The organism is Rhizobium sp. C4 (genome assembly GCF_021026315.1).
GTDB lineage: Bacteria > Pseudomonadota > Alphaproteobacteria > Rhizobiales > Rhizobiaceae > Ensifer_A.
On sequence record NZ_JAJNCX010000003.1, the window covers coordinates 284,968 to 305,678 of the forward strand.

The window sequence follows — 20,711 nt, forward strand, 5'->3', positions numbered from 1 at the left end:
CTGATGCCCGTCGCCAAACTCCCCAGCTTCGCGCCTGACCTGATCGCGCTCTTCGAAAAGCGCGGCACGAGCCGCATCGACACGCCGGTGATCCAGCCGGCCGCACCCTTTCTCGACATGGCGGGCGAGGACCTGCGCCGGCGCATCTTCCTCACCGAAAGCGAATCCGGCGCGAGCCTGTGCCTGCGCCCGGAATTCACCATTCCGGTCTGCCTCCAGCATATCGAAAACGCCACCGGCACGCCGAAGCGCTATGCCTATCTCGGCCAGGTTTTCCGCCAGCGCCGCGAAGGGGCGAATGAATTCTATCAGGCCGGCATCGAGGATCTCGGTGACCGTGATGTCGCCAGCGCCGATGCCCGCGCCATTTCGGATGCCTTTGCCAGCCTGACGCTGGCGCTGCCCGGCCGCACGTTCACGGCCACGCTCGGCGATCAGGCCGTGTTCGAGGCCGTCGTCAAGGCGCTCGGCGTGCCGACCGGCTGGCAGAAGCGGCTGATCCATGCCTTTGGCAATGCCATGCAGCTGGAAATGCTGCTGGGGGAACTCGCCGAGCCGCAATCCACGCAGCCGCTGGCACCGGAAATCGAAGCCATGCTGGCAAGCGGCAATCTTGAGGCGCTGGCAACCCATATCGAAGAGACAATGCACGCGACCGGCTATCTGACCAATGCCAGCCGCACGCCGCGCGAAATTGCCAACCGCCTTGCCGAAAAGCGCGCGCTGGCCGCAACGAGGCTCGATCTGAAGGCGCTGGATGTGCTTGAGGAATTCCTCTCGCTCGATCTGCCCTTTGCCGATGCGGCCGCAGCGCTCGCCGGCTTTGCCGATGCGGCGGGCGTGAAGCTTGATGGCGCGCTGTCGCGTTTCGATGCGCGCGCTGCGGCGCTCGCCAATGCCGGCGTCGATCTTTCCGTCATCACCTATCGCGCCGCCTTCGGCCGTCCGCTCGACTATTACACCGGCCTCGTCTTCGAGATTGCCGAAGCGGGCAAGCCGGCCGTGCTCGCCGGTGGCGGTCGCTATGATCGCATGCTGACGCTGCTGGGGGCGACGGATCACATCCCGGCAGTGGGCTTCTCGCTCTGGCTGGACCGTATTGAGGCGACGAAGGGAGACGCAGCATGACTGTCACCATCGCGCTGCCCTCCAAGGGCCGGATGAAGGAAGATGCTTCGGCCATCTTCGCCCGCGCCGGCATGAACATTGTCAGCGTCGGCAATGACCGCTCCTATCGCGGCCGTGTCGAAGGCTGGGACGATGTCGAGATCGCCTTCCTGTCGGCCTCCGAAATCTCCCGCGAAGTCGGCAGCGGCCTCGTCGATTTCGGCGTGACCGGCGAAGACCTGATGCGCGAGGAATGGGCCGAGGTTGACACCCGCGTCGAATTCGCCGCCCGTCTCGGCTTCGGCCACGCGGACGTCATCGTCGCCGTGCCGGAAATCTGGCTCGATGTCGACACGATGGCCGATCTCGGCGATGTCGCCGCGGAGTTCCGCGCCCGCCATGGTCGCCGGCTAGAGATCGCCACCAAATACTGGCGCCTGACGCAGCAGCATTTCTCCGCCACGCACGGCATCCAGCTCTATCGGATTGTCGAAAGCCTCGGCGCCACCGAAGGCGCACCGGCCGCAGGGCAGGCCGATATCATCGTCGATATCACCTCGACCGGCTCGACGCTGCGCGCCAACCATCTCAAGATCCTCTCCGATGGCGTGATCCTCAAGTCGGAAGCCTGCCTCGTGCGCGCCCGCAAGCCGGAGCATGAGGGCGACGAGACGGTCGCGAAGATCATCTCCGCCGTCCGCGCCGCTCTCTGAACGCCCCTTTCTGCAGACATGAAAAAACCCGCCGGATCGCTCCGGCGGGTCTTGTTCGCGTGAGACAGGGTCAGCCTCAGGCGGTAACGGCATAGGTGGCGCCGCGGCGGGCGTCGAGCGAGATCGCGCCGGGGCCGAACGTGGCGAGGAAGATATAGGCGCCGGCAAGCGTCAGGTTCTTCATGACCATGATCTGGTTCAGCGTGTTGATCCAGCCGAGCGCTGCATCCGGCCAGCCGGGAATGGCAACCGTGCCGGTGTGGAAGACGAGGCCGGTGAAGACGCAGAAGGCGGCCAGCGCATAGCCGACGAGGCGCGTCTGGTAGCCGACGAGAACGAGAAGACCGGTCACCAGTTCAAACAGACCAGCAACATAGGTGAGGGCAGTGGCGGCCGGGAGGCCTGCGCCGGTGATCATGCCAGCCGTGCCAGCCGGGTCGGCGAGCTTGCCGAAGCCGGACAGGATGAACATGAAGGAAAGCAGGATGCGGGCGACTAGAAGGATGTAATTGTTCATGATTTCGATACCTCGGGGTTGAAGTTGACAATGAGGTAACAGTTTTCATTGTTGTCAGAAAGGTGAAAAATAATACACTGATTGTTCAATATTTGAGAACGAAAAGGCCATCAAACTTTTGTGAGGAGAGATTGAATTTTGGGGCTCATGGCTCCACATTGCGGCACCCGCCGAGTTCAATTCCCATAACACCCCGAGGAGATACCCCATGACGAGCCTTGCCGATTTTCCGATCACCAAGCGCTGGCCGGCCACGAATCCCGATGCCATCCAGCTCTATTCGCTTCCGACGCCCAACGGCATCAAGGTCTCGGCCATGCTTGAGGAGACAGGGTTGGCTTATGAGCCGCATCTGGTCGACTTCGGCAAGAACGACCAGATGACGCCGGAATTCCTGTCGCTCAACCCCAACAACAAGATCCCGGCGATCCTCGATCCGCATGGCCCCGGCGGCAAGCCGCTCGGCCTCTTCGAATCCGGCGCGATCCTGGAATATCTCGCCGAGAAGTCGGGCAAGTTCCTGCCCGCCGATCCGACGCTGAAATGGGAAACGATCGGCTGGCTGCATTTCCAGATGGGCGGCGTCGGCCCGATGTTCGGCCAGCTCGGCTTCTTCACGAAATTTGCCGGCAAGGAAATCGAAGACCCGCGTCCGCGCGAGCGCTATGTCGGTGAAGCCAAGCGCCTGCTCGCCGTGCTCGACAAGCGCCTGACGGGTCGCGAATGGATCATGGGCAGCGAATACACGATCGCCGACATCGCCATCCTGCCGTGGCTGCGTGCGCTCACGGGCTTCTACGAGGCTGGCGAGCTGGTGGGCATCGACAACTTCCCGGCCGTCAAGGCCTGGATGGATCGCGGCCTCACCCGCCCCGCCATGGTCAAGGCCTTCAACATCCCGGCCCGCTCGGCCTGATCAAGGCGAACGGACGATAGAATGCAGGGCCACGCGGCAAACAAGCCGCGTGGCCCTGTCGTTTTGATGCGGGATTTATTGGTGCGTGTAGCCGGGATTGGCGGCAACGGCGGCGTCCTGCTGCAGCGTGAAGTGCGGGAACAGGAAGACGCCGTAGATCGTGCCGGAATACTTGCGCTCCAGCCCGGTCGATTCACCGATGCAGAAGAGCGGCTGCCGGCGGCCATTCAGCGGGTTGTGAATGATCGTCGAGAAGCAGAAGGATGAGGAATGCGTCGTCGCCTGCTCGAAAAGCTCCAGCAGCTTGGCGCGGTCATTCGGATCATAGCGACGCACGAGGTTCAGCAGGCCGCATTCGCCACTGTCCAGTCCATGCATGGAAACCGCGCGTTCGCCGAGCTTCAGCAGCCCGGTCGACAAATCGCCCGACCAGGCTTCCGAGACGCAGAACTGCGACAGCATAGGCAGGTCATCCTTGCCGACCCCTTGCGAGCGGGGGGAGGTGGACCTTGCGATCTTGAACAATGGGAGTTCTCCCGACTTAAATGAATTGACTGGGCGCAGACCTCATATCTGCCGTGACCCGGACTCGGGCTAGAACATGTCCGGGCATTTCATGGAGTTTCCAGTTGCGGCAGTTGGTCGCGCCCCCGCGTCAAGTTGAAACATGCTGTCAGCAGAACCGCCTACGTTCCAACTTCCAGCGCCCCATTTGTTCCAAATTAGGAACCAATGAAGCAAGCAAAGATGGCAAAAGAGTTAAAGTTGCGGAAGCCGGCGAAATTCTGTCCCGAACTGGGGCATTTTTAATGTAGTTTTGCATATAAGTCAGAAAACTGTAGCAGTTTTGCGTCTCCGAAGGCCGCGTTGGACCTTCTGTCACCCACGGATGCTTCCCGTTTTTCGGCGTCAGCGCCGCGCTGCGCGATTCTTGCGCGCTCAGGTAGTCGCGGTTTTCGGTGCCTGCATGATGCAGAAAGGGCGACCCGAGGGCCGCCCTTTCGTCAATCCCTTTGAGGGGATGGACCTGTGGTGATTGGCTTTAGCCGATCACATCATGTCCATGCCGCCAGTTCAGCGCGCTTGACGCGCTGAACCATCCCAGTTGATGGGCGGCTTCATGGACCTGTCGTGACCGGCCTGTCAGCCGATCACATCATGTCCATACCGCCCATGCCGCCCATGCCGCCAGGCATGCCGCCAGCCGAGTCCTTCTTCGGGATTTCGGCGATCATCGCTTCCGTCGTGATGAGGAGCGAAGCAACCGAAGCCGCGTTCTGGAGAGCCGTGCGAACAACCTTGACCGGGTCGACGATGCCCATGGCGATCATGTCGCCATATTCGGACGTCTGGGCGTTGTAGCCGAAGTTGTCGTTGTCCTTGTCGAGGATCTTGCCGACAACGATCGAAGCTTCATCACCAGCGTTTTCAGCGATCTGGCGAACCAGCGACTGAAGAGCGCGGCGAACGATGTTGATGCCAGCTTCCTGGTCGTCGTTTGCACCCTTGACGGTGATCTTCGTGGACGAACGCAGCAGGGCAGTACCGCCGCCGGGGACGATGCCTTCCTGGACAGCAGCGCGCGTTGCGTTCAGCGCGTCGTCGATGCGGTCCTTGCGTTCCTTCACTTCAACTTCCGTTGCACCGCCAACGCGGATGACGGCAACGCCGCCAGCGAGCTTGGCAAGGCGTTCCTGAAGCTTTTCGCGGTCGTAGTCCGAAGAGGTTTCTTCGATCTGAGCCTTGATCTGGGCAACGCGGCCTTCGATTTCAGCCTTGGCGCCAGCGCCGTCGACGATCGTCGTGTTTTCCTTGGAGATCGAAACCTTCTTGGAACGGCCGAGCATGTCGAGCGTAACGTTTTCGAGCTTGATGCCGAGGTCTTCGGAGATGACAGTGCCGCCCGTCAGGATGGCGATGTCTTCCAGCATGGCCTTGCGGCGGTCGCCGAAGCCCGGAGCCTTGACGGCAGCAATCTTGAGGCCGCCACGCAGCTTGTTGACGACGAGCGTAGCAAGTGCTTCGCCTTCGACGTCTTCAGCGATGATGAGGAGCGGCTTGCCGGTCTGAACGACGGCTTCGAGAACCGGGAGCATGGCCTGCAGGTTCGAAAGCTTCTTCTCGTGAAGGAGAATGAAGACGTCTTCGAGGTCGGCAACCATCTTTTCCGGGTTGGTCACGAAGTAAGGCGACAGGTAGCCGCGGTCGAACTGCATGCCTTCGACGACTTCGAGTTCGGTTTCGGCGGTCTTGGCTTCTTCAACCGTGATGACGCCTTCGTTGCCAACGCGCTGCATGGCTTCCGCGATGTCGCGGCCAACCTGTACGTCGCCGTTTGCAGAGATCGTGCCGACCTGTGCAACTTCTTCCGACGTGTTGATCTTCTTGGCCTTGGCCTGGAGATCCTTCACGACTTCGGAAACCGCGAGGTCGATACCGCGCTTCAGGTCCATCGGGTTCATGCCGGCAGCAACAGCCTTCTGGCCTTCGCGAACGATCGCCTGGGCAAGAACGGTTGCGGTCGTGGTGCCGTCGCCGGCGATGTCGTTGGTCTTCGAAGCAACTTCGCGGACCATCTGGGCGCCCATGTTTTCGAACTTGTCTTCGAGTTCGATTTCCTTGGCGACCGATACACCGTCCTTGGTGATGCGCGGAGCGCCGAAGGACTTGTCGATAACAACGTTACGACCCTTCGGGCCGAGCGTGACCTTTACGGCATCAGCGAGGATGTCGACGCCGCGCAGCATCTTCTCGCGAGCAGAGCGGCCGAATTTGACTTCTTTAGCAGCCATTTGAAAAACTCCCGGGCGTTTCGCCCAATTTCATGACTTGTGGAAAGGGTGAAGAGAGCGTGGCGATCAGCCGATAACGCCCATGATGTCGGCTTCCTTCATGATGAGAAGGTCTTCGCCGTTCACCTTGACTTCAGTGCCGGACCACTTGCCGAACAGAACGCGGTCGCCGACCTTGACGTCGAGAGCGACGATTTCGCCGTTGTCCTTGCGGGCGCCGGAGCCGACAGCGACGATTTCGCCTTCAGCCGGCTTTTCCTTGGCGGTGTCCGGAATGATGATGCCGCCACGGGTCTTTTCTTCAGATTCGACGCGACGAACAACGACGCGGTCGTGGAGCGGACGGAAAGAGATGCTTGCCATTCTTGAATCCCTCGATCAAATGACAGAGCAGGTTTGCTGCCTGCCCGAATGTTATTAGCACTCGCACTCGGCGAGTGCTAGCGAGGGAGAGATAAGAAAGGGCCGCCCTTGAGTCAAGGACGGCCCTTCTGAAAAATCTGCGAATTTTTGATGAAGGTTAAGACCCTTCGACGATGACGCCGGCCTACTTCTTCTCGATGGAGAGGCCCTGTTCGCCGATCTTGAGCTGAACGGTGTCCTCTTTCTGCTTCTCGTTATAGATATAGGCACCCATGCCCACAACGACGACGACAAGCGCGCCAACGATCACGTAAAGAAGGCTATTTCTGTTCTGCAAGGCAAATGTCCCCATGCGCGGTGTTGATGTTGATGCATAATAAATGCGCCTCACGCCGAATTGTTCCCGCCGATCCTTCGCAGCGCACCAATAGCCCTTGCCAAGTGTGCGCCGGTTTGCGATTTGACCGGGTGAGAATATTTGAGGTTTTGACGAATGGCCGAACGGATTGGCGGACTTGCAGACATTTCCGCCCGATATGACGTGATCCTTTGCGATGTTTGGGGCGTGCTGCACAACGGCATCGATCCGTTTCCGCTCGCAGGCGTAGCGCTGAGCGCCGCCCGCGATGCCGGCGCGACGGTCGTCCTCGTCACCAATTCGCCGCGCCCCCGTCCCGGCGTCGAAACGCAGCTCGGCACGATCGGCGTCATCGACACGGCCTATGACAGCATCGTCACCTCCGGCGACGTGACCCGCCGCCTGATTTCGGAAGGTCCGCGCCGCGTGTTCCTTCTCGGACCGGACCGCGACATGCCGCTTCTCGACGGTCTCGATGTCGAGCGCGTCGGTGAAAATGAAGCCGAGAGCATCGTCTGCACCGGCTTCTTTGACGACGAGACGGAAACGCCGGAAGATTATCTCGACATGCTGACCGCCTGGCGCGAACGCAACGTGCCGCTGATCTGCGCCAACCCCGACCTCGTGGTCGAGCGCGGCGAGCGGCTGATCCCCTGTGCCGGCGCCATGGCCGCGCTCTATGCCGAGCTCGGCGGCGAGACCCGCATCGCCGGCAAGCCGCATCGCCCGATCTACGAGGCCGCTCTGGCCGAGGCAAAGGCGCTTCGCGGCGATTTCGACAAGGCGCGCGTGCTCGCCATAGGCGACGGCATGCCGACTGATGTGCGCGGTGCGCTGTCTGCCGGTTTCGATCTCCTCTATGTCAGCGACGGCATCCACGCCGGTGAATACAGCCGCGCCGGCCGCACCGACGAGAAGGCCATGCACGACTATTTTGAACGCGAACAGGTATCGCCGACATGGTGGATGCCGAGACTGGCTTGACGCGAATGACAGTTTTCCATCGCAACGAGAAACGCGAACCTCTGCCCGACGCGCTGAAGGGCGGCGTGGTGGCGATCGGCAATTTCGATGGCGTGCATCGCGGCCATCAGGCGGTTCTCGGCCGGGCTCTGGAAGAAGCCGAAAAGCGCGGCGTGCCCGCGCTGGTCCTCACCTTCGAGCCGCATCCGCGCACCGTCTTCAATCCCGACAAGCCGCTCTTCCGTATCACGCCTGCACCCTTGAAGGCGCGGCTGATCCAGCTGCTCGGCTTCCGCTCGGTCGTGGAATATCCGTTTGATCGCTCGTTCTCGCAGCGTTCGGCGGAGGATTTCGTCACCTCCATCCTACAGGACTGGCTGCATGCCTCGCATGTCGTCACCGGCTTCGATTTTCATTTCGGCAAGGGCAGGGAAGGTGGCCCGGCCTTCCTGATGGAAGCGGGCAAGCGCCACGGCTTCGATGTCACGCTGGTCGATGCCTTCCGTGACGAGAACACCGATATTGTCTCCTCGACCCGCATCCGCGACCTGCTGTCGAGCGGCGATGTCGTCGAGGCCGCCGGTCTGCTGGGCTTCCGCTACACGGTGGAGGCCGAAGTCTGCCATGGCCAGAAGCTTGGCCGCACGCTCGGCTTCCCGACCGCCAACATGGAACTGCCGCTTGAAAATCCGCTGAAGCCCGGCATCTACGCCGTGCGCTATCGTCGCCCGGACGGCCGCCTTTATGACGGCGTCGCAAGCTACGGTTTTCGTCCGACGGTCACCAGCAACGGCCGCGCACTGCTTGAGACTTTCCTCTTCGACTTCGAAGGCGATCTCTATGGCGAAGTCGCCTCTGTCTCGCTCTTTGGCTTCCAGCGCCCCGAACTGAAGTTCGATGGCCTTGATCCGCTCGTTGAACAGATGAAGCGTGACAAGGAAGAGGCCAAGGCGCTGCTGTCCGGCGTCCGCCCCTTGAGCGAGCTAGATCTCAAGCTCTGTTTCTGATTGCGAAATGGACGGCTGCCAAAGTGGCAGCCGACGCAAAACCATTTCGCATCGGCGGGCAAGAACATGATCAAAAACCTATGTTTTTGCGTGCGCCGGCGTATCCTTTTCTGCACCTTGTCCAATTGGCGGAAATTCCGATGACAGAATTCACTCCCCTCATGTCCTTTGCGGGAGGCCTGCTGATCGGCCTTTCGGCGGTGACGCTGATGCTCTTCTGGGGCCGCATTGCCGGCATGACGGCGATCCTCGGCGGCATCCTTCCGCCCCTCGACCGCGACTGGGCCTGGAAGGCGACATTCCTGGCCGGTGCGGTGATCGCGCCGGCAGGGCTGGCTTTCTCCGGCGTCAAGGTCGATTTCGACGTGCCCGTACCGCTCGCGGCCCTGATCATCGGCGGCGTCATCACCGGCATCGGCGTCACCTTCGGCTCCGGCTGCACATCGGGTCACGGCATCTGCGGGCTCGCCCGCTTCTCGAAGCGTTCGGCGGCAGCGACCGTTACCTTCATGGCTTTCGCCTTCCTCACCACCTTCGTCATCCGCCACGTCTTCGGAGGCTTCTGATGCGCTACGTCACCGTCTTCCTCATCGGCGCGCTGTTCGGCCTGGGTATCGTCATCTCCGGCATGGGCAATCCCGCCAAGGTGCTGAACTTCTTCGACCTCGCCGGCACCTTCGACCCGAGCCTGATCTTCGTCATGGCCGGCGCGCTCTCCGTCGCCGTTCCCGGCTATGCCCTGATCTTCCGCCGCCGGCAGAAGCCGGTCTTCGGGGACACCTTCGTGCTGCCCAAGGCCAGGCTGATCGACCGCAAGCTCGTGGGCGGCTCGGCCGTCTTCGGCATCGGCTGGGGCATTGCCGGCTTCTGCCCGGGTGCCGCCATTCCCGCGCTCGGCCTCGGCCATGCGAGCGCGCTGATCTTCGTCGTTGCCATGCTCGTCGGGATCTTGATTGCCCGAACCATCAGCCAGGCCGATTTCTTTGCCTCGGCGCAGAAAACGACTGGATAAAGATTGAGGTGAAGCCGCAAGGCGCCGTTCACCACTGCAACGATCGCTTTCCCGAAAAACCTGCGGGTAAATATTGTTTTCAGGCTTTTGGAGTTGTTTAGTACAACAAATCCAGAGGCTGATCTTTTCGATGCTCGACTTCACCACCGTTTTCGTCTTCTCGACAGGCATATGTGTCTTCGTATGCCTGGTGACGGGCCTTGCATGGCTTTTTGACGAAACCGGCGCCGAGACGCGTAACTGGTTCATTGCCAGCGTCCTGCAGGTCTCCGGCACGTTCCTGATGATCTCGGGAGACTTCATTCCGCTGCAGATCGGCGGTTATATCGGCGGCATCGTCTCGACGGCGGCCAGCGGTTACCTGGCGCTCGGCTACCGGCAGCTTTATGGCGAGGATGCGCGACCGACCGCAGCCCTCGTCGTCGCCTTCCTGACCGGGACCGCCGTCTACGCGACCAAGCTCCTCTCCGGCGGGCATCAGGACGGCATCTGGCTGCTCTATCTCGGTGGTTCGATCAATCTGATCGTTGCCGCGCGCGTCACCTGCCGCGGTTCGCGCCGGGAGAAGCTGCGCTTCGGCCGCATCGCCGCCTTCACGCTCGTTGTCTATGCCGCCACCTATGTCGCCATTGCGCCGCTGGCCTATTTCTATCCGGTCCAGTTTGTCGACGGCAAGCCCGTGACAATCTGGCTGGAGGTCACGACAATCCCGCTGGTCCTGCTCAACATGGCTGCCTATCTGATGACGCTTGTCGTCAAGCTGGAGCGCGCGACCGAGCGGCAGCGGCATCTTGCGCGGCATGACGGCCTGACCGGAGCGCTCAACCGCACCGCCTTCTACGACGCCTGGTCCCGGCGCGCGGGTCACGGCGGCGTGCTTGCGGTTCTCGATATCGACCATTTCAAATCCGTCAACGACACCTTTGGCCACCATGCCGGCGACACCGCGCTCGGGGTGTTCTGTCGTGCCGTGACGGATGCGCTGCCGAAGGGCGCGGTTTTCGGCCGTCTCGGCGGCGAGGAATTCGCGATCCTGCTCACCGATTGCGGCCCGGAGGAGGTGCGGCGCCTCCTCGATGACCTGCGCACCGTCGTGTCCGCAACATCCATCGCGGCGCGCGATGGCCGGCGGTTTTCGATCACGTTTTCCGGCGGTTATGTCGGCTTTGACGCTGGCGAAAGCGACATGGACCGCATTTTCGCGGCCGCTGACCGTGCACTCTACACCGCCAAGAATACCGGTCGTGACCGCATCGTCGCGTTCGACGCCGGTCTGCTCCTGAGGCAGGATGCGCGGCAGCTGCGTACCAACGCCGCTCTTGGCACCGGCGTCGCTCACGCTAGCGCATGAGCCAATGGCGACGAATGGCCGATATTCTTCGCCGCAACCTCTTTCAATTTCCGTCAAAAACGCCTAGAAAGCGCGCGCTATGATGCCGCGCCGGTGGAACATTATCATCCGAATTATTGGCCCGGCCCTTTGAGGCGCTCGCAAGGCGAGCCTGCCCGAGGGTCCGGGATTTCGGCGCTTCCCCTTGGCGCCAGACTTTCAAAAATCCATCCGCAATTTGAATGCGCGGCCCCGTTCGCGCCAGTCCGTGAGTGACAGACGTCCATGACCGAACCCCAAGAAAAAGTTGATTATTCGTCCACGCTTTACCTGCCGCAGACGGAATTTCCGATGCGCGCCGGCCTGCCTGCCAAGGAGCCGGAAATCGTTGCCCGCTGGCAGAAGATGGAGCTTTACAAGAAGCTGCGCGCCTCTGCCGCCGGCCGCGAGAAGTTCGTTCTCCACGACGGCCCTCCCTATGCCAACGGCAACATCCATATCGGCCACGCGCTGAACAAGATCCTGAAAGACGTCATCACCCGCTCGTTCCAGATGCGCGGCTTTGACAGTAATTACGTTCCCGGCTGGGACTGCCACGGCCTGCCGATCGAATGGAAGATCGAGGAAGCCTATCGCGCCAAGGGCAAGAACAAGGACGAAGTCGACATCAACGAATTCCGCCGCGAATGCCGCGAATTCGCACAGGGCTGGATCGATATCCAGTCGGCCGAGTTCAAGCGCCTCGGCATTGAGGGCGACTTCGAACACCCCTACACGACCATGGCCTACCATTCCGAGGCCCGCATCGCCGGCGAACTGCTGAAGATCGCCAAGTCCGGCCAGCTCTATCGCGGCTCCAAGCCGATCATGTGGTCGGTCGTCGAGCGCACGGCACTGGCTGAGGCTGAGGTGGAATATCACGAGGTCGAGAGCGACACGATCTGGGTGAAGTTCCCGGTTTCTAACAACGTGCTCAGACCAGATCAACACGGTGAACCTGTTTCTGTCCACAACGGGCAGATGGGAGATCTCCGTGGAGCCTTCGTCGTCATCTGGACGACGACTCCCTGGACCATCCCCGGCAACCGCGCCATCTCCTTCTCGTCGCGCTTCCCTTACGGCCTCTATGAGGTTGAGACGGCGACGAACGACTTTGGTCCGCAGCCGGGCGAGCGCCTGATCTTCGCAACGCGGCTTGCCGATGAGGCTGCCGCCAAGGCAAAGGTCACGTTCAAGTTCATCCGCGATGTCGCGCCGGAAGAACTGGCCGCGATCACCTGCGCCCACCCGCTGGCCGCCCTCGGCTACGACTTCGCTGTCCCGCTCCTCGATGGCGACCACGTCACCGACGATGCCGGCACGGGTTTCGTCCACACGGCGCCGTCCCATGGTCGCGAAGACTTTGATGCCTGGATGGCATCTGCGCGGGTGCTGGAAGCGCGCGGCATCTCCACCAAGATCCCCTTCACCGTGGGCGATGATGGCTTCTATACGGAAGACGCGCCGGGTTTCGGCCCGTCCGCAGAAGGTGGCCCGGCCCGCGTCATGGACGACAACGGCAAGAAGGGCGATGCCAATAATCGCGTCATCAAGGCGCTGATCGAGGCCAACAACCTCTTCGCCCGCGGCCGCATCAAGCATGACTATCCGCATTCCTGGCGCTCCAAGAAGCCGGTCATCTTCCGCAACACGCCGCAATGGTTCGTCTATATGGACAAGGAACTCGGCGACGGCTCGACGCTGCGTTCGCGTGCGCTTTCCGCCATTGACGAGACCCGTTTCGTCCCCGCCGGCGGCCAGAACCGTCTGCGCGGCATGATCGAAACGCGGCCTGACTGGGTTCTGTCCCGTCAGCGCGCCTGGGGCGTGCCGATCTGCGTGTTTGCGAATGAAGCCGGCGAAATCCTGCGCGATGACGCCGTCGATGCCCGCATCCTCGAAGCCTTCGAGGCCGAAGGCGCCGACGCCTGGTTTGCCGAAGGTGCGGCCGAACGCTTCCTCGCCGGCAAGTATGATGCCGCTGAGTGGAAGCAGGTCCGCGACATTCTCGACGTCTGGTTCGACAGTGGCTCGACGCATACCTTCACGCTGGAAGACCGCCCGGATCTCAAGTGGCCGGCGGATGTTTATCTGGAAGGTTCCGACCAGCATCGCGGCTGGTTCCATTCGTCGCTGCTCGAAAGCTGCGCCACGCGCGGCCGCGCGCCCTATAACGCCGTCGTGACGCATGGCTTCACCATGGCGGAAGACGGCCGCAAGATGTCGAAGTCGCTCGGCAATCAGGTTTTCCCGCAGGATGTCATGAAGGAATCGGGCGCGGATATCCTCCGCCTCTGGGTCATGAACACCGACTATTGGGAAGATCAGCGCCTCGGCAAGACGATCATCCAGACCAATATCGACAGCTATCGCAAGATCCGCAACACGATCCGCTGGATGCTCGGCACGCTCGCCCACGACAAGGGCGAGGAGATTGCCTACTCCGACCTGCCGGCGCTCGAAAAGCTGATGCTGCATCGTCTGGCCGAGTTGGATGAGATCGTGCGCAAGGGCTATGACGAATTCGACTTCAAGCGCGTCGTGCGCTCGTTGTCGGATTTCGCAAACGTCGAACTCTCGGCCTTCTATTTCGACGTCCGCAAGGATGCGCTCTACTGCGACGCCCCGTCGTCGCTGCGCCGCCGTGCGTCGCTGCATGTGATCCGCAAGCTTTTCGAAAGCCTTGTTCTGTGGTTTGCCCCCATGCTGCCCTTCACGATGGAAGAGGCCTGGATCTCGCGCAAGCCGGATGCAGTCTCGGTCCATCTCGAACAGTTCCCGGAAATCCCGGGCGAGTGGAAGAACGAGGCGCTGGCCGCCAAGTGGGCGAAGATCCGCGAAGTCCGCAAGGTCGTCACCGGCGCGCTCGAAATCGAACGTCGCGAGAAGCGCATCGGCTCGTCGCTCGAGGCCGCTCCGGTCGTTCACATCACCAATGCCGAACTTCTCGATGCCCTGAAGGGCGAGGACTTCGCCGAGATCTGCATCACCTCGGAAATCGTGGTGGACGGTTCGGAAGGTCCGGCAGAGGCCTTCCGTCTTGACGAGGTTTCCGGCGTCTCCGTCGAGCCGAAGCTGGCTGAAGGTCGCAAATGCGCACGCTCGTGGAAGGTCACGAAGGATGTCGGGTCTGACCCGGATTATCCGGAAGTTTCCGCCCGCGATGCTGCCGCACTTCGCGAACTCGGTGTAAAGTCTTGAGTAAAATACCGGATGAGGTTTGCCTTTTCTGAACCCATCCGGTATTTTCCGCCCGAAATTGGCCGGAATTTCGGTTAATGGCTTTTAAATTCCGGTCGTAGGCCGTAGTAAAAGGCGTGCGGAATGCGCGCCCAGGCATCAGGGACAATCAGAAACATGACCTCTTGGTTTCGAGTAGCAGTCGGTATTCTTGGCGTGACGGTTTCCGTGACGACGCTGAGCGGCTGCATCAGTAGCCCGACCTACGGAACCAACAAGACCGCTGCAGAGCACCTGATGGATGACGTCGGCAGCGTTCTCGACATCACGCCGCAGAACAAGAACGACAAGATTGCCTATCAGCCCAATCCCAAGCTGGTCGTTCCGGCCCGCAAGGATCAGCTGATCGCGCCGCAGCAGTCGCTGGCTGACGCCAAGAGCAATCCGAAGTGGGTGGAAAGCCCGGAAGAAACCCGCCAGCGTCTGCGCGAGGAAGCCGACCAGCAGGGCAACGGTTACCGTTCGCCGCTGCTTGGCCAGACCGCCGCCAACCAGACCAAGTCTCTTGCCGAGCAGCGTCAGGCCTATCGCGACGCACGCAAGATCGACCAGGGAATCTATTCCGACAAGCGTCGCTTCCTCAGCGACCCGCCGCTGGACTACCGCAAGGTCGATCAGGCGGAACTGACCGACCTCGGCACGCCCGAGAAGGTCAAGGAGCGGGAGCGCAAGAAGGAAGCGGCCGCTGCCAAGCAGACAAACCACAAATGGTGGGACGTTTTCGACTGATATCGCAAAGGTTTATCAGAAAGCCCGAAACCGGAAGGTTTCGGGCTTTTTTGTTTGGCGATACCGGCGCGACCATTGCCGCCTGCGACTGAGTTGGACATACATGCGACTCAGTTGAATAAGTGGGCGCTTGAACATGCCAAGTATCTATCGCGTCGTGATCTTGCGTGCTGCGCTGACGGCCCTCCTGTCGCTTGTCGCGTCCTTTTCGATTTCCTACGTCGTGGTGCCGCTGCTGGGCGGAAAGCTTGAGGGTGCCGGCCTGATCATGACGCTGGTTCTGCCTGTCGTCATCGGGTTTCCGGCAAGCGCCGTCCAGTTCTGGCAATTCGAGACCACGCGCCGGCTGAGAGACAGTCTCGTGAAGGCGCTGACCCAGCTCGACGACGTCAATGCGAAGCTGGTCGGTTCGAACATGGAACTGCTGCGCGAGCGCAGCCATGATCCCCTGACGCGGCTGCTGACGGAAGATGTCTTCCGCGAGCGCATGCTGCATCAGCCGGGGCACCCGGATATCGGCCAGTTGGTCAAGTTGCGGGTGGATGGCCTCGCCGGCCTGCGCAAGAGCCACGGCGGTGCGGCGGCCGACACGGCGATCTTTGCCGCCGCTGCCGCCATCAGGAGCACCTTGCGCCCGGTCGATTTCGCCGGCCGCATCGGAGATCACGACCTGGCGATCTTCATGCCCGGCTCGACGCCCATTCTCGCCTCGCTGGCCATCGGCTCGATCTCGCAGGCGGTCTCGGCCGTGCAGCTACCCTTCCCGGGCGACGGCCCGCGGCCGATGACGCTGTCGGTCGGTGGTGTCGAATGCGCCCCGGGCTTCATCATCGAAACCGCGCTGGAAGTGGCTGATGCGGAGCTCGAGCGCTCGTCGGCGCAGGGCGGCAATTGCAGCCACTGGGGCAATCTGCGTGGTCCCAACCTTTCCCGCAACACCCGGTAAATCCCGGCCCATTCAATCCGGAGAACGACATGCCCGCCACCATCCGCAAGGCGACGATCGCCGACACACCGACCATCTTCCGCTTCATCTGCGATCTTGCCGAATTCGAGCATGCGGCCGACGAGGTCGAGACCAGCGTCGAGCAGCTGGAAGAGACCGTCTTCGGGCCCGATGCCGTGGTCGATGCGCTGATCTGCGAGGACGAGGGCGAGCCGGTCGCCTTTGCGCTCTGGTACTACACCTTCTCCACCTGGCAGGGCCGTCCGGGCATCTATCTCGAAGACCTCTATGTCATGCCATCGGCGCGGCAGAAGGGCATCGGCACGATGATCCTGAAACATCTCGCCAATTTCGCGCTCGACAATGGCTATGGCCGGTTCGAGTGGAGCGTGCTCGACTGGAATACGCCGGCGATCCGCACCTATGACGCGACAGGGGCGAAGCCGCAGGGCGAATGGATCCGCTATCGCCTCTCGGGCGAGGAGCTTCATGCCTTCGCGAAGGGCTGACGCTCACCGGCGGTTGGCAAAGAAGTCCTTGAGGATTGCCGCCGCTTGCTGCTCGGCAATGCCGGAATAGACTTCCGGCGCATGATGGCAGGTCGGCTGCGCATAGAAGCGCCCGCCATGATCCACGCCGCCGCCTTTCTCATCCTCCGCGCCATAATAGAGCCGGCGGATGCGGGCAAAGGAGATCGCCGCCGCGCACATGGCGCAGGGCTCCAGCGTCACATAGAGATCGGCATCGATCAGCCGCTCGGAACCGAGCTTGGCGGAGGCCTCGCGGATCGCCAGGATCTCGGCATGCGCGGTCACATCATTGAGTTCGCGCGTGCGGTTGCCGGCACTGGCAATCACCTCGCCGCCAAGCACGATGACGGCACCAACGGGCACTTCGCCGCGCGTGGCAGCGGCTCGCGCCTCTTCAAGCGCCCGATCCATGATGCGATTTGACCCGTTCACGCGAGAAACCTCTTAACGTCGTGATTGCGACCTGATAAGGGACGCCAAACGAATAGGCAAATTCAGGAACAAGTCCAGCGAAAGCGAAAGCGCGCGCCGGGTTTGGGTGTCGGGTGACACGAGACAGCCTGTTTGCGGCTCAAGAATAAGTGGACAGCCTCTCATGGCATTCGATGACGAAAAGAAGCGCCCGGCCCGCAAGCCGGCTGGCGGCGCAGGCAAACGAGATTCCGCCGCAGGCGCCAAGGGTGGCAAACCCTATGGCAAGCCGGCAGGCAAAAGCTTTGGCGGCGAAGGCCGGACCTTCTCCAAGGGTGCCGAAGGCGGCGCGGAGAAGCGTTTCGGCAAACCGGCCGGCAAGAGCTTCGCGAAAAGCGACGAGGGCGGCGCCGAGAAGCGCTTCGGCAAGTCCGAGGGCCGGTCTTATGGCAAGCCGGGCGACAAGCCCAGATCCTTTGACAAGCCGGCAGGCAAGCCGTTTGGCAAGCCGGGTGGCAAGCCCGCCTTCAAGTCCGATCGCCCGAAGGGCGACGGCAAGTTTGCTGGCGCCGGTGCGGCACCCAGGCCCGCAACCGAAAATGCCGGCCTCGTGCCCGAGCGTATTTCCAAGCTGCTGGCGCGCGCCGGCGTTGCCTCGCGCCGCGATGTCGAGCGCATGATCATGGAAGGCCGCATTCGCCTCAACGGCGAAGTGCTGACCGCGCCGGCCGTCAACGCCACCTATGCCGACAATATCGAAGTCGATGGCGAACGCATTCGCGGCCCGGAACGCACGCGCCTCTGGCTTTACCACAAGCCGGCCGGGCTCGTGACCACCAATGCCGATCCGGAAGGTCGTCCGACGGTGTTCGACAACCTGCCCGAAGGCCTGCCGCGCGTCATGTCCATCGGCCGCCTCGACATCAACACCGAAGGCCTGCTGCTGCTGACCAATGACGGTGGTCTCGCCCGCGTGCTGGAACTGCCCTCGACCGGCTGGCTGCGCCGCTATCGCGTCCGCGCCCACGGCTCGGTCGATCAGGCCAAGCTCGACCAGCTCAAGGACGGCATCGCCGTTGACGGCGTGCTCTATGGCGGCATCGACGCGATCCTCGATCGTGAACAGGGCCACAATGCCTGGATTACCATGGGTCTGCGCGAAGGCAAGAACCGTGAAATCAAGAACGTTCTCGGCGCCATCGGCCTCGACGTGAACCGCCTGATCCGCATTTCCTATGGCCCCTTCCAGCTCGGCAATCTGCCGGAAGGCCAGGTCATGGAAATCAAAGGCCGCATGCTGCGCGACCAGCTGGGTCCGCGCCTCATCGAAGACGCCAAGGCCAATTTCGACGCGCCGATCTTTGACCATAGCGGTGCGCTCGTCGTGGAAGAGGAAGAGGCCCGTCCGCCCGCCCGCAAGCCGCGCGAGATGTCCGACCGTGGCCCTCGTCCCGAACGCAGCGATCGTAGCGATCGCAGTGACAGAGGCGATCGCGGCGACCGTCCGCAGCGCGAACGTTCCTTCGGCGACAAGCCCTTTGGCGCCAAGCCGGCCCGCGCTGGCGGTGGCGATCGCTCCGACGACCGCTCGGACAAGAAGAAGATCCCGCCGCGCAATCAGCGCAGCGCCAATGTCTGGATGGCCCCCGGTGCCCGTCCGCTCGGCGAAAAGGAAGCTGCCAAGGTTGCCAAGCGTGGCAATCGAGGCCCGCGTCCTGACGAGCGCAAGCCCGAGGCGACCATCTCCGACCGCGTTGTCCGTCCCTCGGTTCTGAAGGTTCGCGACGACGAAGGCCAGTGGATCCGCTCGACCGGTGACGCTGACAAGAAACGTGAAGGCGAAGGCGGCCGTGACCGCAAGCGCGGCTTCGGTGACCGTCCGCGTGATGACCGTCCCCGTGATGACAGGCCCCGTGAGGATCGCCCCCGTGGCGAACGCTCCTTCGGTGATCGTCCCTATGGCGACCGTCCGCCGCGCGAACCGCGTGAAGGCGGCCGCGACGATGCTCGTCCGGCACGGGCCTTCTCCGGAAAGCCGAGATCCGACCGTGACGGCGCCGATCGCCCGTTCGGCGACAAGCCCCGCGGCAAGTCCTTTGGCAAGCCTTCGGGCGACAAGCCGTTTGGCGCACGCGGCGGCAAGCCGGGTGGCGGCAAGGGCTTTGGCGGCAAACCCGGCGGCGGTGGCAAGCCAGGTGGCGGCAAACCCGGTGGTGGTCGCGGTTTCGGTGGCAAGCCTTCCGGCGGGCCACGCGGCGGCGGCAAGCCGAAGGGCTAAGCCATGCGTATCGTCGGCGGTGAATTTCGCGGCCGCGCCCTGGCCGCGCCCAAATCCAACGACATCCGTCCGACCACGGACCGGACGCGCGAGAGCCTGTTCAACATTCTCGCGCACAGCTACCCGGAAGCGCTGGACAGGACGCGGATCCTCGAGCTCTTCGCCGGCACGGGTGCCGTCGGGCTCGAGGCGATTTCGCGTGGCTGTCAGCAGGGCCTTTTTGTCGAGACCAGCGTCGAGGGCAGGGGCCTGCTGCGCCAGAACATCGAAACGCTCGGCCTGCAGTCGCGCGCCCGCATCTTCCGCCGCGATGCCACCGATCTCGGGATCGTCGGCACGATGGAACCCTTTCATATTCTCTTCGCAGATCCGCCGTATGGAAAGGGTTTGGGCGAAAAGGCAATTGCAGCCGCCATTAAGGGCGGCTGGCTGGTTCCCGGTGCGCTGGTCATTCTGGAAGAGCGGGCTGATGTTGCACCGGTCATCCCGCAGGGCCTGACGTTTATCGAGGAGCGCGCCTTCGGAGATACGAAGATGCACTTTTATCGTTTCGGCGCGTGATGGCTGACAAGAGCAAGAAGAAAAAGAAGAAGAAAGACAAGGACCGCGAAAAGGTCGCTCAACAGACCTCGCCGACCATTGCGCTGGCGCTCGGCGGTGGCGGTGCGCGTGGTATCGCCCATATTCCGGTGCTCGAAGCGCTGGACGAGCTCGGCCTGACGCCGGTCGCTATCAACGGCTCCTCGATCGGCGCGCTCATGGGTGCCGGCCGCGCTGCCGGCATGACCGGCCGCGAAATCCGCGAATATACGCTGGCGACCGTCGGAAACCGCAACCAGGTGATCAACCGGCTCTGGAAGCTGCGCCCGGAAAACATGCGCAAGGGCTTCCGTTTCGGCCAGTTCAATCTGGAACGGATTCTCCGCGCCTTTCTGCCCGACGCGATTCCGGAGGATTTCTCGCAGCTCTCCATTCCGCTCCATGTCACCGTGACGGATTATTACGGCCAGTGCGGCATGCTGATTGGCGAGGGCGAACTCTTTCCGGCGCTGGCCGCCTCGGCCGCCATTCCGGCGCTCTTCATGCCGGTAACGATGGAAGGCCGGGTCATGATCGATGGCGGTGTCTTCGATCCGGTGCCTTATGAAAGCCTGCTCGGCAAGGCCGATATCGTCATCGGCGTCGATGTCGTCGGCGCGCCGGAAGGCGATGGCATCACCATCCCGAACCGCATCGACAGCCTGTTCGGCGCATCGCAACTGATGATGCAGTCGCTGATCGCCACCAAGATGCGCAGCAATCCGCCGGACATCCTTCTCCGGCCCGAGGTCAACCGCTTCCGCGTGCTCGATTTCATGCGCGCCGGCGAAGTGCTGGAGGCGGCAAGCGGGGTGAAGGATGAGGTCAAACGCCTCATCGACGCCGAGATCGCCTTCCGCCAGAAGCCGTAAGCGACCGTT

At 62.2% G+C, this 20,711-nt stretch carries 21 protein-coding genes; 15 read left to right on the forward strand and 6 right to left on the reverse strand.

Translation table 11 applies throughout. From position 1 onward, the window contains the following. The first annotated feature begins 3 nt into the window (after window positions 1-3). Window positions 4-1,128, forward strand: coding sequence for an ATP phosphoribosyltransferase regulatory subunit (locus LQK84_RS07775; RefSeq protein ID WP_230828122.1), 1,125 nt, complete (start codon window positions 4-6; stop codon window positions 1,126-1,128). Next, entirely contained in the window at window positions 1,125-1,820 is a 696-nt protein-coding gene (gene hisG, locus LQK84_RS07780) for an ATP phosphoribosyltransferase (protein ID WP_230828123.1), read from the forward strand. Before LQK84_RS07775 ends, hisG begins: the two co-directional genes overlap by 4 nt. A gap of 76 nt (window positions 1,821-1,896) precedes the next feature. On the opposite strand, the gene LQK84_RS07785 is transcribed toward hisG, so the two are convergent. Next, entirely contained in the window at window positions 1,897-2,337 is a 441-nt protein-coding gene (locus LQK84_RS07785) for a DoxX family protein (protein ID WP_230828124.1), read from the reverse strand. A 208-nt stretch (window positions 2,338-2,545) separates the two neighbouring features. On the opposite strand from LQK84_RS07785, the gene LQK84_RS07790 reads away from it, so the two are divergent. After that, entirely contained in the window at window positions 2,546-3,253 is a 708-nt protein-coding gene (locus LQK84_RS07790; RefSeq protein WP_230828125.1) for a glutathione S-transferase C-terminal domain-containing protein, read from the forward strand. A 75-nt stretch (window positions 3,254-3,328) separates the two neighbouring features. Here the strand turns inward: LQK84_RS07790 and LQK84_RS07795 are convergent, their stop codons facing one another. The 4 genes from LQK84_RS07795 to LQK84_RS07810 all read right to left on the reverse strand — a co-directional run bounded on the left by LQK84_RS07795 (window position 3,329) and on the right by LQK84_RS07810 (window position 6,745). Then, a complete protein-coding gene (locus tag LQK84_RS07795; protein ID WP_442966916.1) occupies window positions 3,329-3,778 on the reverse strand; it encodes a hypothetical protein in 450 nt (149 codons plus the stop codon). 626 nt (window positions 3,779-4,404) lie between these two features. Further along, the gene (gene groL, locus LQK84_RS07800; protein ID WP_230828126.1) at window positions 4,405-6,045 is read right to left on the reverse strand and encodes a chaperonin GroEL; all 1,641 of its coding nucleotides are present in this window, start codon (window positions 6,043-6,045) and stop codon (window positions 4,405-4,407) included. Window positions 6,046-6,111: 66 nt separating this feature from the next. Beyond that, entirely contained in the window at window positions 6,112-6,408 is a 297-nt protein-coding gene (groES, locus tag LQK84_RS07805; RefSeq protein ID WP_230828127.1) for a co-chaperone GroES, read from the reverse strand. A gap of 184 nt (window positions 6,409-6,592) precedes the next feature. After that, window positions 6,593-6,745, reverse strand: a complete 153-nt coding sequence (locus LQK84_RS07810) for a hypothetical protein (protein ID WP_230828128.1) — start codon at window positions 6,743-6,745, stop codon at window positions 6,593-6,595. Window positions 6,746-6,901: 156 nt separating this feature from the next. Here LQK84_RS07810 and LQK84_RS07815 point away from each other — a divergent pair, with 156 nt between their 5' ends. From LQK84_RS07815 to LQK84_RS07855, 9 genes are all read left to right on the forward strand, one after another. After that, complete coding sequence (locus LQK84_RS07815; RefSeq protein WP_230828129.1) at window positions 6,902-7,750, forward strand: TIGR01459 family HAD-type hydrolase; 849 nt, start codon at window positions 6,902-6,904, stop codon at window positions 7,748-7,750. Window positions 7,751-7,755: 5 nt separating this feature from the next. Then, on the forward strand, window positions 7,756-8,736 hold the full coding sequence (locus LQK84_RS07820; protein ID WP_230828304.1) for a bifunctional riboflavin kinase/FAD synthetase: 981 nt from the start codon (window positions 7,756-7,758) through the stop codon (window positions 8,734-8,736). Window positions 8,737-8,876: 140 nt separating this feature from the next. Next, window positions 8,877-9,302, forward strand: coding sequence for a YeeE/YedE family protein (locus tag LQK84_RS07825; RefSeq protein ID WP_230828130.1), 426 nt, complete (start codon window positions 8,877-8,879; stop codon window positions 9,300-9,302). Next, complete coding sequence (locus LQK84_RS07830; RefSeq protein ID WP_230828131.1) at window positions 9,302-9,748, forward strand: YeeE/YedE family protein; 447 nt, start codon at window positions 9,302-9,304, stop codon at window positions 9,746-9,748. Before LQK84_RS07825 ends, LQK84_RS07830 begins: the two co-directional genes overlap by 1 nt. Before the next feature lie 130 nt (window positions 9,749-9,878). Next, window positions 9,879-11,099, forward strand: coding sequence for a GGDEF domain-containing protein (locus LQK84_RS07835; RefSeq protein ID WP_230828132.1), 1,221 nt, complete (start codon window positions 9,879-9,881; stop codon window positions 11,097-11,099). Window positions 11,100-11,429: 330 nt separating this feature from the next. Continuing rightward, window positions 11,430-14,318 carry an isoleucine--tRNA ligase gene (gene ileS / locus LQK84_RS07840; RefSeq protein ID WP_442966929.1) on the forward strand — a complete coding sequence of 963 codons (2,889 nt, stop codon included), beginning with the start codon at window positions 11,430-11,432 and terminating at the stop codon, window positions 14,316-14,318. A 156-nt stretch (window positions 14,319-14,474) separates the two neighbouring features. After that, window positions 14,475-15,086, forward strand: coding sequence for a hypothetical protein (locus LQK84_RS07845; RefSeq protein ID WP_230828134.1), 612 nt, complete (start codon window positions 14,475-14,477; stop codon window positions 15,084-15,086). 136 nt (window positions 15,087-15,222) lie between these two features. Beyond that, the gene (locus LQK84_RS07850) at window positions 15,223-16,032 is read left to right on the forward strand and encodes a GGDEF domain-containing protein (protein ID WP_230828135.1); all 810 of its coding nucleotides are present in this window, start codon (window positions 15,223-15,225) and stop codon (window positions 16,030-16,032) included. Between the two features lie 29 nt (window positions 16,033-16,061). After that, complete coding sequence (locus LQK84_RS07855) at window positions 16,062-16,541, forward strand: GNAT family N-acetyltransferase (protein WP_230828136.1); 480 nt, start codon at window positions 16,062-16,064, stop codon at window positions 16,539-16,541. 3 nt (window positions 16,542-16,544) lie between these two features. Here LQK84_RS07855 and LQK84_RS07860 read toward each other — a convergent pair whose 3' ends face one another. Beyond that, window positions 16,545-16,973, reverse strand: coding sequence for a nucleoside deaminase (locus tag LQK84_RS07860; protein WP_230828305.1), 429 nt, complete (start codon window positions 16,971-16,973; stop codon window positions 16,545-16,547). A 184-nt stretch (window positions 16,974-17,157) separates the two neighbouring features. On the opposite strand from LQK84_RS07860, the gene LQK84_RS07865 reads away from it, so the two are divergent. The 3 genes from LQK84_RS07865 to LQK84_RS07875 are packed head-to-tail and all read left to right on the forward strand — an operon-like array spanning window position 17,158 to window position 20,702. Further along, window positions 17,158-19,251, forward strand: coding sequence for a pseudouridine synthase (locus tag LQK84_RS07865; RefSeq protein ID WP_230828137.1), 2,094 nt, complete (start codon window positions 17,158-17,160; stop codon window positions 19,249-19,251). Between the two features lie 3 nt (window positions 19,252-19,254). Next, a complete protein-coding gene (gene rsmD / locus LQK84_RS07870; RefSeq protein ID WP_230828138.1) occupies window positions 19,255-19,812 on the forward strand; it encodes a 16S rRNA (guanine(966)-N(2))-methyltransferase RsmD in 558 nt (185 codons plus the stop codon). After that, a complete protein-coding gene (locus LQK84_RS07875; RefSeq protein ID WP_230828139.1) occupies window positions 19,812-20,702 on the forward strand; it encodes a patatin-like phospholipase family protein in 891 nt (296 codons plus the stop codon). The genes rsmD and LQK84_RS07875 overlap by 1 nt, the downstream gene beginning before the upstream one ends. Window positions 20,703-20,711: the final 9 nt, after the last annotated feature.